11 protein-coding genes are annotated in these 12,086 nt (G+C 62.3%); 9 read left to right on the top strand and 2 right to left on the bottom strand.

Going from position 1 to position 12,086, the window contains the following annotated elements:
* Positions 1-17: 17 nt before the first annotated feature.
* Together R1T45_RS03890 and smc are read left to right on the top strand one after the other, a co-directional pair.
* Positions 18-308: a hypothetical protein gene (locus R1T45_RS03890; RefSeq protein ID WP_132443757.1), complete on the top strand. Its 291-nt coding sequence runs from the start codon at positions 18-20 to the stop codon at positions 306-308.
* 238 nt (positions 309-546) lie between these two features.
* On the top strand, positions 547-4,002 hold the full coding sequence (smc, locus tag R1T45_RS03885; protein WP_317390177.1) for a chromosome segregation protein SMC: 3,456 nt from the start codon (positions 547-549) through the stop codon (positions 4,000-4,002).
* A gap of 135 nt (positions 4,003-4,137) precedes the next feature.
* On the opposite strand, the gene R1T45_RS03880 is transcribed toward smc, so the two are convergent.
* Complete coding sequence (locus R1T45_RS03880) at positions 4,138-4,494, bottom strand: helix-turn-helix domain-containing protein (protein WP_067627207.1); 357 nt, start codon at positions 4,492-4,494, stop codon at positions 4,138-4,140.
* A gap of 164 nt (positions 4,495-4,658) precedes the next feature.
* Between R1T45_RS03880 and R1T45_RS03875 the strand changes: the two genes are divergently transcribed.
* Positions 4,659-5,567 carry a LysR family transcriptional regulator gene (locus tag R1T45_RS03875; RefSeq protein WP_240791549.1) on the top strand — a complete coding sequence of 303 codons (909 nt, stop codon included), beginning with the start codon at positions 4,659-4,661 and terminating at the stop codon, positions 5,565-5,567.
* Between the two features lie 76 nt (positions 5,568-5,643).
* Here R1T45_RS03875 and R1T45_RS03870 read toward each other — a convergent pair whose 3' ends face one another.
* Complete coding sequence (locus R1T45_RS03870; protein WP_120351893.1) at positions 5,644-7,242, bottom strand: phosphoenolpyruvate carboxykinase; 1,599 nt, start codon at positions 7,240-7,242, stop codon at positions 5,644-5,646.
* Positions 7,243-7,621: 379 nt separating this feature from the next.
* Here R1T45_RS03870 and R1T45_RS03865 point away from each other — a divergent pair, with 379 nt between their 5' ends.
* Genes R1T45_RS03865 through R1T45_RS03840 form a run of 6 tightly spaced genes read left to right on the top strand, consistent with a single transcriptional unit; the run spans position 7,622 to position 12,081 of the window.
* Positions 7,622-8,323 (top strand): response regulator transcription factor, encoded by a 702-nt coding sequence (locus R1T45_RS03865; protein ID WP_067260621.1) that lies wholly within the window; start codon positions 7,622-7,624, stop codon positions 8,321-8,323.
* Positions 8,324-8,365: 42 nt separating this feature from the next.
* On the top strand, positions 8,366-10,054 hold the full coding sequence (locus R1T45_RS03860; RefSeq protein WP_317390176.1) for a sensor histidine kinase: 1,689 nt from the start codon (positions 8,366-8,368) through the stop codon (positions 10,052-10,054).
* Between the two features lie 21 nt (positions 10,055-10,075).
* Complete coding sequence (locus R1T45_RS03855; RefSeq protein WP_120351891.1) at positions 10,076-10,504, top strand: HPr kinase/phosphorylase; 429 nt, start codon at positions 10,076-10,078, stop codon at positions 10,502-10,504.
* Positions 10,501-11,406, top strand: coding sequence for an RNase adapter RapZ (rapZ, locus tag R1T45_RS03850; RefSeq protein WP_120351890.1), 906 nt, complete (start codon positions 10,501-10,503; stop codon positions 11,404-11,406). The genes R1T45_RS03855 and rapZ overlap by 4 nt, the downstream gene beginning before the upstream one ends.
* Entirely contained in the window at positions 11,403-11,795 is a 393-nt protein-coding gene (locus R1T45_RS03845) for a PTS sugar transporter subunit IIA (protein WP_120351889.1), read from the top strand. The genes rapZ and R1T45_RS03845 overlap by 4 nt, the downstream gene beginning before the upstream one ends.
* Before the next feature lie 16 nt (positions 11,796-11,811).
* Positions 11,812-12,081: an HPr family phosphocarrier protein gene (locus tag R1T45_RS03840; RefSeq protein WP_067623964.1), complete on the top strand. Its 270-nt coding sequence runs from the start codon at positions 11,812-11,814 to the stop codon at positions 12,079-12,081.
* The last annotated feature ends 5 nt before the right edge of the window (positions 12,082-12,086 follow it).

Here is a 12,086-nt window from a genome sequence, read left to right as displayed (position 1 = left end):
CGCGACAGGCTCAAACCATGCGTTTGCTTCTTATCATTGCGGTGGTGATCGGCCTTGCGGCTTGTACCGCGCCTAGTCGGGACTTCAGGGGCCTTCCGGCCCAACGCATCACCGTGGAGGGTTCGGTGTTCGATGTGCGCATTCGGGGGGAGCGGGCGGAAGCGGTGCGGGTGAACACCCAATACGCGCCGCGCTTTGGCCCCATCCGCGGGCGGGCGGGGCGTGCGATGGCACAGGCGAGCGGCTGCGAGGTGAAAGAGGTCTTGGGCGATCAGGCGCTGGCCGTTGGCGTGTTGGATTGCGACTAGAGGGCGCTTGCTGTGGCTGAGGCGGAACACCGGGCTGTGACTTGGACGGCGTCAGAATGACGACACGCGCCGATCCGGCGGGGCTGGCGGAGGCCAGTCTCGGAAATGGCCGAGAGACGACAATATCTTGTGGATAACCGCCGACCGCCCCCTGTCCCTTGGGGCTTTTGATTGACTCGGACCCGTGCCAAACGGCAAGTTCGCCGCTCAGGCAAGAATCAATCACGGCAGGGCAAACTTGCGTTTTTCCAAACTCAGATTAACCGGCTTCAAAAGCTTCGTGGACCCGACGGACCTCGTCATTTCAGACGGGCTGACCGGGGTCGTGGGGCCGAACGGCTGTGGCAAATCCAACCTGCTCGAAGCCTTGCGGTGGGTCATGGGCGAAAACCGCCCGACCGCCATGCGGGGCGGCGGCATGGAAGACGTGATCTTTGCCGGGGCCGCCTCGCGCCCGGCGCGTAACTTTGCCGAAGTGGCGCTGCATCTCGACAACAGCGACCGGCTGGCGCCTGCGGGCTTTAACGAACAAGACGCGCTTGAGATCGTGCGCCGCATCACCCGCGATGTCGGCAGCGCCTACAAGGTGAACGGCAAGGATGTCCGGGCGCGGGATGTGCAGATGCTCTTCGCCGATGCCTCCACCGGGGCGCATAGCCCGGCGCTGGTCCGGCAAGGGCAGATTGCAGAGCTGATCAACGCCAAGCCGAAAAGTCGCCGCCGCATTCTGGAAGAGGCCGCTGGGATCTCGGGGCTCTACCAGCGCCGCCATGAGGCCGAATTGAAACTTAACGGGGCCGAACAGAACCTCGCCCGTGTTGATGATGTGGTTGAACAATTGGCCGCTCAATTGGCCACGCTGGCCCGGCAAGCGCGGCAGGCCGCGAAGTACCGCGAGATTGGCGAAGCACTGCGCCGCGCCGAGGGCTTGTTGCTCTACCGCCGCTGGCGCGAAGCAGACGAGGCGCGCGGCAAGGCCGAGGATGACCTGCGCGCCCGTGTTGCCGCAACGGCAGAGGCCGAAGCGCAGGTGCGGCGCGTGGCCGAAGGGCGTGAGGAGGCCGAGGCCGCCTTGCCCGGCTTGCGCGAGGAAGAGGCGATTGCGACCGCGATTCTGCAACGTCTGACCACGCAGCGCGACACGCTGGCCGATCAAGAAACCCGTGCCGCGTCATTGATCGACACCCTGACCAGCCGCATCACCCAGTTGACCCGCGATATCGAGCGGGAAGGCGGGCTGAACCGCGACGCGGAAGAAACGATCGAGCGCCTCGAAAGGGAAGCGTCCGAGCTTGCCACAGCCGATGAGGGGCACGACAGCGCCCTTGAGGCGGCGGCAGAGGCCGCGCGCGAGGCGGCGGAAGTCTTGCAGACCCGCGAGGCGGACCTTTCCCAGCAGACCGAAGATGTCGCCCGTCTGGCGGCGCGGCACAGCTCGGCCGAACGTCTGCTTCAGGACAGCCGCAAAACGCTGGAGAAGTCGGAAGCCGAAGCCCGCAAGGCCCGCGATGCAGTCGCTCAGAGCCAAGCGACCCTCGACAAAGCTGGTGTGGATTTCGCAGCGGCCCAGCAGGCCGAGGCGAGCGCCGTTAGTGCCTCAGCCGCGGCAGATGCGGCTCTTTTGGCTGCGGAAGAAACCCGCGCCGACACGCAGTCGCGCGAAGCCGATGCCCGTGCAGAGCGGTCCGAGGCCGAGGGCGAGGCCAATGCGCTGCGCGCAGAGGTTGGCGCGCTGGCAAAGCTGGTCGAACGCGACACGGCGGAAGGCGGGCAGCTCCTCGACCGGTTGCAGGTCGAACATGGGTTTGAAAAGGCGCTCGGCGCGGCTTTGGCCGATGACCTGCGCGCGCCAGAAGTTGCTACCGATCGGCCCTCCGGCTGGTCGATCTTGCCGGGCTACCCAGAGGCGCAGCCGTTGCCCGAAGGGACGACGCCGCTGACGCAGCATGTCACGGTTCCGAAGGTGCTGGAACGCCGCATGAGCCAGATCGGGCTGGTTGATCCTGAGGCGGGCACGCAGCTTCAGGCGCAGTTGCTGCCCGGGCAACGGCTGGTCTCGGCAGAGGGTGATCTTTGGCGGTGGGACGGGTTCCGAGCCATGGCCGAGGATGCGCCATCGGCTGCGGCCCTGCGCCTGCAGCAGTTGAACCGGTTGGAAGTTCTGAAACAGGCGCTGGAACAGGTGAGCGAACGTGCCGATGCGGCACGGGCCGCGCATGAAACCCTGCAGCAGCAGTTGGCCGAGCAGGCCGAGGCCGACAAACGTGCCCGCGAAGCGCGGCGCGACGCGGATCGACAGGTGGCCGAAGCGGGGCGCGCCCTGAGCCGGGCGGAGGCGGATCGCAACCTTGTTCAAAGCCGTCTGGAATCCCTTGGCCTTGCCGTGAAGCGCCATGAGGAGGCCGCGATTACCGCGCGGGCCGAGGTGATGGACGCCGAACGTACCTTGGCGGGCTTGGACGATCTTGCCGCTGCCCGTGCGACCGTCGACGATATCCGCATGACGGTCGAAGCGTCCCGGATCACGATGATGTCGCGCCGGTCGGCCCATGACGAATTGCGCCGCGAGGGCGAAGCCCGCAGACGCCGGGTGCAAGAGGTCTCGAAAGAGGTCAGCGGCTGGCGGCACCGGTTGGAGACAGCGGGCAAGCGCACCGCCGAATTGGTCGAGCGCAAAGCCGCCTCCGAGGCGGAGTTGGCCGAGGCGGGTGCCGTGCCGGCGGAAATCGCGGCGAAGCGGGAAGAATTGTCAGGTGCGATCACTGCCGCCGAAACGCGACGCACCCATGCGACCGACACGCTGGCCGCCGCCGAAGCTGCGCTGAAGGCGGCGACGGATGCCGAACGCGACGCGGAACGGCAGGCCTCGGACGCGCGGGAAGCCCGCGCCCGGGCCGAGGCGCGCAGCGATGCCGCGCGTGAGACGGTGACCCATGCGGCGGACCGTATTCAGGACGAACGGCAAGTCACGCCCGAGGCCCTGCGCGATGCGCTGGACATCGAGGCGGATCAGACCCCGCCGGTGGACGCGCTGGAAGAGGACGTAAATCGTTACAAAAGGCAGCGGGATTCCTTGGGCGCGGTGAACCTGCGCGCCGAGGATGACGCCAAAGAGATACGCGAAGAGCACGGCGCGCTGCTGACCGAGAAGGCCGATTTGGAAGAGGCAATCAAGACCCTGCGCAGCGGGATCGCGGGCCTCAACCGCGAGGGGCGGGAGCGGCTGCTGACGGCCTTTGAACAGGTGAACGCGAACTTCTCTATGCTGTTTACCCACCTCTTTGGTGGCGGCGAGGCGAACCTCGTGATGGTCGAAAGCGATGATCCATTGGAAGCCGGGTTGGAGATCCTGTGCCAACCGCCGGGCAAGAAGCTGAGCACCCTGAGCCTGCTGTCGGGCGGGGAGCAGACCTTGACCGCGATGGCGCTGATCTTTGCCGTGTTCTTGGCCAATCCGGCGCCGATCTGTGTGCTGGACGAGGTCGACGCGCCGCTTGATGACGCAAATGTGACTAGGTTCTGCGATCTGTTGGATGAGATGTGCCGTCAGACCGATACGCGGTTCCTGATCATCACGCACCATGCGGTGACGATGGCTCGGATGGACCGGCTCTTTGGGGTGACCATGGCGGAGCAGGGGGTCAGCCAGTTGGTCTCTGTCGATCTTAAGAAAGCGGAAACCCTGGTCGCGTAAAGGTGGGAGACGCCGGTTGCGAGGACCGGCCCTTAAAGCGTGCGCGCATCAGGTTGCCGCGGGGTTGCGTGCTGCCGTGAAGCTGTTGCAAGCCGCGTGGCCGAGGCCGTAGTTAGCGTGGACAGAGAGCCGCGATCAGCTTTTGCGCGACACCGTGACGCCAGAGACGTCCTCAATAAACGTTAGAATTCGGGCCTTTACCGCATCGTCCTTGATGGAGCCGATGGCATTCACGATCTCAAGGGAGGGGTCATTGCTGTTCTCGGGGTGGTCGTCATCCAGCCCTTCGAAGAAATAGCCGGGGGTCACATTCAGTATCCGGGCAAGCTCATGCAGGCGGCTGGCGGCAATCCGGTTGGAGCCGATTTCATACTTTTGGATCTGCTGAAACGACAGTTTGAGTTCACGCGCCACATCGGTCTGGGATTGCCTTCGCAGGGTGCGGGCCTGCTTGAGTCGGCGACCGACGTGAACGTCTACAGGGTGGGACATAGTTCAATACCTCAGGTTGAGTACAATACATTCACTACCCGCAATGTGTTGAGGATCAATTGCCTAGATATGGCCCCTTTGGGTTAACCGATTTACCTTGGCTGGATGGATTATGTTGCGTTACCGGATGATTCATGTACCATCCATTGCCTATGAACCAACATATGTCCGATATTGAGCCGGTCGCACCCGTGCCCCCGACCCCGCAAAAGGACCCTGCGCCGGCCCTTTTGTTCGAGATGATACGCTCATTCGTGACCTTGGCGCAAACGCTGAACCTCAGCCATGCGGTCGCTCAACTGGCAAGCACGCGGCAAACGGTTCGGCGGCATATCCAGCAATTGGAAGAGGCGATGGGCGCGCCGCTGTTCACCATTGAGAACCGGCGCTATTCCCTGACTAAGGCTGGCGTGGAGGCCTTGCCCGAAGCGCGCGATATCATTGACCGGGGCAAGCTGTGGCTGGATGGCAAGACGCGCCACGCCGACGGGATGCTGCGCCTTTCGCACGAAGAGCCGAACGGATGGAGTTTTCACCAGCAGCAGCAGCCCTTGTCACTGATCTGGGATGGGGGCTCAGCGATGATGCAGGCCGCGCTTCAGGCGTGGTGCATGAGCCGGGGAGAGTTGGAGAGCGAAGCCTTTCGCGCCATGCGCCCCTATGTGCTGGTGTATCGCGACTCGCCCAATGGATGGATCTGTACCGAAGTGGGGGAGAAATCGTTCTACACGCAGTGGTGGGGCTGGACCAACGCGCGCAGCAGCATCGGACGGCCACTGAAGCTGTTTCCGGGCGGGCCCGAGTTTGAGAATATGCTGAACTTCCCCTTTCGAGAGGTGGAGGCGACCTGTGGCGTTCGGTTGGACGAGGTGGTTACCCAAATCCCACGCGAAGAGGGTGGCGAGCCGGTGCCCTTGGCCTACAAACGCCTGCTGATGGCCGGGCGGTATCCGGACAAAAGCTTTGCCCTGATCGCGGCGGTGGACCGGTCGACCTCAGTGAATATCGCCGGTGTTGATGACAGCTTCCTGCGCGAGATGCCTTTGGACGCAAAGGTAACATTCGCAGGCTGACGAACATTGAGGGCAAGATGCAAAAAGGGCCGCCCATCAAGGCGGCCCTTTCTGTTTTGGATGCTAACGCAAAGGCTTAGCTGATCGCTGCGGCTTTCACATCGTCGTCGATATAGGGCAGGTATTGTTCAAAGTTGTCCGAGAACATCTTGACCAGTTTGGCCGCCTGACGGTCATAGGATTCCGGATCGTCCCATGTGCGGCGCGGGTCGAGCAGGATGTCGGCGACGCCGTTGACCGAAACCGGAACGTCGAAGCCAAAGTTCGGGTCTTTGCGGTATTCAGCCTCTGCCAGACGCCCCTCAAGCGCGGCACTCAGCAAAGCGCGGGTGGCTTTGATCGGCATCCGCGAGCCGGTGCCGTAGGCGCCGCCGGTCCAGCCGGTGTTGACCAGCCAGCAGGTGGCACCATGCTGGGCGATCTTCTCGCGCAGGAGGTTGCCGTAGACCTCGGGGCGGCGCGGCATGAAGGGCGCGCCGAAACAGGTGGAGAATGTGGGCTCAGGCTCGGTCACGCCACGCTCGGTGCCCGCCACCTTGGAGGTGAAGCCCGACAGGAAGTGGTACATCGCCTGCGCCGGGCTGAGCCGCGCAATCGGAGGCAGCACACCGAAGGCGTCGCAGGTCAGCATGATGATGTTCTTGGGGTGGCCCCCGACGGCCTTCTCGCTGGCGTTGGAGATATAGTGCAGCGGGTAGGCGGCGCGCATGTTGGCCGTGAGCGAGTCGTCGTCGAAGTCCAGTTCGAAGGTGTCGGGATCGAAGACCATATTCTCGATCACCGTGCCGAACTTGGAGGTCGTCGCGTAGATTTCCGGCTCTGCCTCGGGGTTGAGGTTGATGGTCTTGGCATAGCAGCCGCCTTCGAAGTTGAAGGTGCCGTTGTCGGACCAGCCGTGCTCATCGTCGCCGATCAACGTGCGCTCAGGGTCAGCCGAGAGGGTGGTTTTGCCGGTGCCCGACAGACCAAAGAAAACGGCCGTATCAACGGGATTTCCGGTGGCATGGTTGGCCGAGCAGTGCATCGGCATGATGCCCTTTTCCGGCAGCAGGTAGTTCAGCAGGGTGAAGACCGACTTCTTGTTTTCGCCCGCGTATTCGGTGCCGCCGATGAGGATCATCTTGCGGTCGAAGTTCATCGCGATCACGGTCTCGCTGCGGCAGTTGTGCTTGGCCGGATCGGCCTGGAAGCTGGGGCAGTTGATCACGGTGAAATCGGCGGTGAAGTCCTGCAGCGCTTCGGCATCGGGGCGGCGCAGCATGGTGCGGATAAAGAGGCCGTGCCATGCCAGTTCCGTCACCATCCGCACGTTGATCGCGTGCTTGGGGTCGGCCCCGCCAACGAGGTCTTGGACGAAGTAGTCATTGCCTTGCATGTGAGCGATCATGTCTTGATAGAGCGCGTCAAACCCTTCGGGCGACATCTCGGCGTTGTTTTCCCACCAGATGCTGTCGGCCACGCTGTCGGTTTTGACCACATGTTTATCTTTGGGCGACCGGCCTGTGAACTTGCCGGTGGTCACCAGAAAGGCACCGCCTTTGCCGAGGCTGCCTTCGCCCCGTTTCAATGCCGCCTCGACCAGCGCAGGCTCGGTCAGGTTGTAATAGACATCGCCGAGCCCGCTGATCTGTTGATCTTCGAGGCTGAACTGCGGGTTTACCCGTCCAAATGTCATATGATGTCTCCTGTGGTAGCGCGTGAGCAGCGCAGTACGTGTCCGAGCGGGCGCAATTGCCCTGGGCATCGGGGGCCTTGAGAGCCTCTTAACACGGGCGTTTTCAGGTTGAACAGGCAGCTTTGTCACAGTTAGCGCCATCATGTAAAACTTTGTTTCGAAGCGCTTAGATCCCGGCCCAAAGCGATGCGCACCGCCCTAGTCTTATCTTGGGTAAGAGTAATTAAAGTGCGGCAATTTAGCCATTCCTAACCAAATTATGACCGAATTGGTGCATCTCAAAGGCACGATTCGCACTTAAGGATTGATTCGATCTGTAATATTGGAGATCACTGACTCCAAAAATAAGAACGAATTGAGCAGCATAAGGAAGCAGGCAATGTCAAAGATTGCATTGGTAGACGATGACAGGAACATCCTGACATCTGTTTCGATGACTCTTGAAGCTGAAGGCTTCGAAGTGGAGACCTACAACGATGGCCAAGCCGCGTTGGACGCCTTCAACAAGAAACTGCCGGATATGGCAGTGCTGGACATCAAGATGCCCCGCATGGACGGCATGGATCTGCTGCAACGTTTGCGTCAGAAAACCGCGATGCCGGTGATCTTTTTGACCTCCAAGGATGATGAGATCGACGAGGTGCTGGGTCTGCGCATGGGGGCCGATGACTACGTCAAAAAGCCGTTCAGCCAGCGCCTGCTGGTCGAGCGTATTCGCGCCCTTCTGCGCCGCCAGGACGCGGTAGAGACGAATGAGGTGGGCGATACCGAAGAGACCAAAGTGATGGAACGTGGCGATCTGCGGATGGACCCGTTACGCCACGCGGTCAGCTGGAAGGGCAAGGACGTGTCTCTGACCGTGACCGAATTCCTGCTGTTGCAGGCTCTCGCGCAGCGCCCCGGTTTCGTGAAGTCGCGCGACCAACTGATGGACGTGGCCTATGACGACCAAGTCTATGTGGATGACCGGACGATCGATAGCCACATCAAGCGCCTGCGCAAAAAGATGCGCAGCGCGGATGATGAATTCTCGGCGATCGAGACGCTTTACGGCATCGGCTATAGATATAACGAAGAGTAAACCCGGCGCTTAACGCGGGTCGAAAGGAAGCTTGTGCGGGACATGACTGCTGGCAGGGACGGTGATGTTGTACTGGGGGACGATTGGGTCACTCCTGACAGTGCCGCGCCGGATGAAATTCGGGTCAAGCGCGAACGGCGGGGGCTGTTCTCGCTCCGCTCCTCGCCGCTGACACGCAAGATCATTACCTTTAATCTCATCGCGCTCAGCGTTCTGGTGGCGGGGATCCTCTACCTCAATTCCTCGCGCGACAGTCTGGCGCTACAACGCGCCGCGGCGCTGGTGTCCGAGACTGAGCTGATCGCCGATGTGATCGAAGCGCAGCTTCCCGCAGGCGCACCTGTGAACCTGACCACCGGCGACGGTGTCGACGTGGCCGCCACGCTTGAGGGGCTGGACCTGCGCGGCGGCATCGAAGTTTTCGTCTATGACCCGGCGGAAACGCTGGTGGCCCGCACCGCTGGCAGCCTGACCGTTGCCGAAGCCCTCGCCGCTTCCGAGGCGGGCGAGCGGACACTGTTGAACGACGGGTTAAACTGGCTTTGGGAGCGGGTCTCGGCCCCCTTCGACACGGATGAGGTCACCGCCTCCCCACCGCTTGAAGAACAGCTGCGCGGCATGGTCGGCACCAGCGTGACTGGCGGCACCCGGCTGGAAGGCACGCTTGCCATCGAAGGAGGCACGCTGTTCAGCGTTGTGACCCCCATCATGCAGGGCGACACCCCCGTCGGCGTGGTCGCCGTGGCCAGCGCGGCGGGAGAGATCGACCGTCTTGTGCGCAGCGAACGTGAGCGCGTTTTGCAGATGTTCGTCATCGCCACACTGGTCTCTATCGGGCTCAGCCTCGTGCTGGCCTCGACCATTGCCAACCCGCTGGCCGAACTGTCCACTGCCGCCGAACTTGGCCGCGACAAGGATGCGCGCAAGATGAACCCCGGCCGCATTCGCATCCCCGACCTGACCGCGCGCCCCGACGAGATCGGCCGCCTGTCAGGCGCACTGCGCGGGATGGTCTCGGCGCTTTACAACAGGATCGACGGTAACGAACAATTCGCCGCCGATGTGGCCCATGAGATCAAGAACCCGCTCGCCTCTCTGCGGTCTGCTGTCGGCACCCTGCGCATGGTCAAACGCGACGACCAACGCGAGAAGCTGCTGGATGTGATTGAGCATGACGTGCGCCGCCTCGACCGGCTGGTCAGCGACATCTCCAACGCCTCGCGGCTTGATTCCGAACTGGTCAAGGAAGAAGAAGAGCCCTTCGACCTGCTGCAAATGCTGGGCAATCTGGGCCAATATCTGGGCGAGGATGCGAAATCCAAGGGCATTGACTTTATCACCGATCTGCCCGCCGCGCCGATCACCGTACATGGGCTTGAGGCCCGTTTGGCGCAGGTTTTTGTGAACCTCATCACAAACGCGATCTCCTTTTGCGAAGATGGCGATGCGATCCGGGTCTGGGCGCGCAAGCGTGCCAACCGCGTGCTGATCGTGGTCGAGGACACCGGCCCCGGCATTCCCGAACAGGCGCTTGGCAAGATTTTCAAACGCTTCTATTCGCAGCGCCCGGAAGAGCATTTCGGCAATAACTCAGGTCTCGGCCTCGCGATTTCGAAACAGATCGTCGAAGCCCACGGCGGCGTGATCTGGGCCGAGAATATTCGCCCAACCGAAGCCGACATCACCTCCGAACCGCTCGGCGCGCGTTTTGTCGTGGGGCTGCCTACATAAAGCACAGGCGCGGGGCCTGATATGACAGTCGAGCGCGAAAACCTCCACGCCAGCTGCGTGGCGATCAACGGGCGTGGGGTGCTGATCCTCGGCCCCTCCGGCGCGGGCAAATCGGCCCTTGCCTTGCAATTGATGGCCCTCGGCGCCACGCTGGTGGCAGATGACCGAACCGATGTCACCCGCCATGGCGAGCAGGTGATCGCCAGCGTTCCTGACACGATCCGCGGCCTGATCGAGGCGCGTTACGTGGGCATCTTGCGGGTCGAAGATCACGGCCCCGTGCCCTTGGGCCTTGTCGTCGATCTGGCCCATACCGAACACCAGCGCCTTCCTGAGCGCCACAGCCATCTGATACAGGGTGTCACGTTGCCCTGTTTTCACAAATGCGATAGCGCTCATTTTGCGGCAGCAATTCATCTGTATATAGCAGGTGTGAAAGAACCGAATTGATCAGTCAGACCTCATCAACAGACCCCGCCACTCGGCGGTTGGTCCTTGTCACCGGCCCTTCGGGCGCCGGACGCTCCTCTGCGCTTAACGTGCTGGAGGATGCGGGCTTTGAGGCGATCGACAATCTGCCGCTGCGTTTGCTGCCCGCGCTGCTTGACCGTCCCGGCGATGCGCAGTCGGTGGCCTTGGGCATCGACGCGCGCAACCGCGACTTCTCAACCGAAGGTGTGTTGGAACTGATGGGCCGCCTGTCGGCCGAGCAGGGGTGGAGCGCGGAACTACTCTATCTCGACTGTGCACCCGATGTGCTGTTGCAGCGATTTTCCGAAACCCGCCGCCGCCACCCGCTGGCCCCCGCCGACCGCCCCGTTGACGGCATCACCCGCGAGCAAGAGCTGCTACACCCGATCCGCGCCCGCGCCGATGTGTTGATCGACACGACCACGCTCAACGTCCACGAGCTGCGCGCCGAGGTGGAGCAGTGGTTCGCCCCCGGCGGCCAGCGCCACCTCACGGTCTCGGTGCAGAGCTTTTCCTACAAACGCGGCCTGCCGCGCGGCGTCGATGTGGTGCATGACTGCCGTTTCCTTAGAAACCCCTATTGGGTGCCCGAATTGCGCAGTGGCGACGGGCGGGATGCAGCTGTCGCGGCCCATGTGGCAGGCGATAAACGCTACACAGATTTCGCCGACAAGGTGCTCGACCTTAGCCTGCTTTTACTGCCCGCCTACCGCGAAGAGGGCAAATCGCATATCTCCATCGCATTTGGCTGCACGGGCGGGCAACACCGCTCCGTCGCCATGGCGGAAGATCACGCTTTGCGCCTTGCAGAGCAGGGCTGGCAGGTGTCAATTAGGCACCGTGAGCTGGACCGTCAGCATCGTGAGGAAAATAAGCCGTGATCGGGATCGTCATCGTCGCACATGGGGGGCTGGCGCAAGAGTATCTTGCCGCCATCGAACATGTCGTGGGATCCCAATTCGGCGTCCGCGCGATCGCGATCGAGGCCGACCACGACCGCGCCGATAAAGAGCGCGAAATCTGCACCGCTGCCGATGCGGTGGACCAAGGCGCGGGTGTCGTGGTCGTCACCGATCTTTTCGGCGGATCACCCTCAAACCTCAGCCTCTTGGCGTGCCGCCCGGAAAACCGCCGAATCATCTACGGCGCGAACCTGCCAATGCTGATCAAACTCGCCAAATCGCGGCATATGGATGTGCCCGATGCCGTGCGTGCCGCACTCGAAGCTGGTAAGAAGTATATCGACAGCCAGAATGTCAGCGCAGGTTAGAAGGCCCCAGTACGTCATGCCCGAATTTTCTTTAAAGATCGTAAACGAAAAAGGCCTGCACGCGCGCGCCTCCGCCAAATTGGTAGAAGTGGTCGAGGCTTTCGATGCCCGCGCCGAAGTCAGCAAGGATGGCATGTCGGCCTCAGGCGACAGTATCATGGGGCTGTTGATGCTCGGCGCCTCCCGCGGCACCTCGATTGATGTCCAAACTTCCGGCCCCGATGCCGATGCCTTGGCCGACGCTTTGACCGCCCTCGTAGCGGATAAGTTCGGCGAAGGGTACTAAGCCCG

Origin of the sequence: Sulfitobacter sp. LC.270.F.C4 (assembly GCF_032922545.1) — a bacterium.
Classification (GTDB): Bacteria; Pseudomonadota; Alphaproteobacteria; order Rhodobacterales; family Rhodobacteraceae; genus Sulfitobacter; species Sulfitobacter profundi.
Note: the sequence above shows the minus strand (reverse complement) of the source record. Positions and strands in the feature narration are given on the sequence as shown.

Excerpts from the sequence above, each read along its gene's own strand:
- R1T45_RS03860 (WP_317390176.1), top strand. The coding sequence starts at position 8,366 with ATGACTGCTGGCAGGGACGGTGATGTTGTACTGGGGGACGATTGGGTC.
- R1T45_RS03880 (WP_067627207.1), bottom strand. The coding sequence starts at position 4,494 with ATGTCCCACCCTGTAGACGTTCACGTCGGTCGCCGACTCAAGCAGGCC.
- R1T45_RS03870 (WP_120351893.1), bottom strand. The coding sequence starts at position 7,242 with ATGACATTTGGACGGGTAAACCCGCAGTTCAGCCTCGAAGATCAACAG.
- R1T45_RS03890 (WP_132443757.1), top strand. The coding sequence starts at position 18 with ATGCGTTTGCTTCTTATCATTGCGGTGGTGATCGGCCTTGCGGCTTGT.
- R1T45_RS03865 (WP_067260621.1), top strand. The coding sequence starts at position 7,622 with ATGTCAAAGATTGCATTGGTAGACGATGACAGGAACATCCTGACATCT.
- R1T45_RS03840 (WP_067623964.1), top strand. The coding sequence starts at position 11,812 with ATGCCCGAATTTTCTTTAAAGATCGTAAACGAAAAAGGCCTGCACGCG.
- R1T45_RS03855 (WP_120351891.1), top strand. The coding sequence starts at position 10,076 with ATGACAGTCGAGCGCGAAAACCTCCACGCCAGCTGCGTGGCGATCAAC.
- R1T45_RS03875 (WP_240791549.1), top strand. The coding sequence starts at position 4,659 with ATGTCCGATATTGAGCCGGTCGCACCCGTGCCCCCGACCCCGCAAAAG.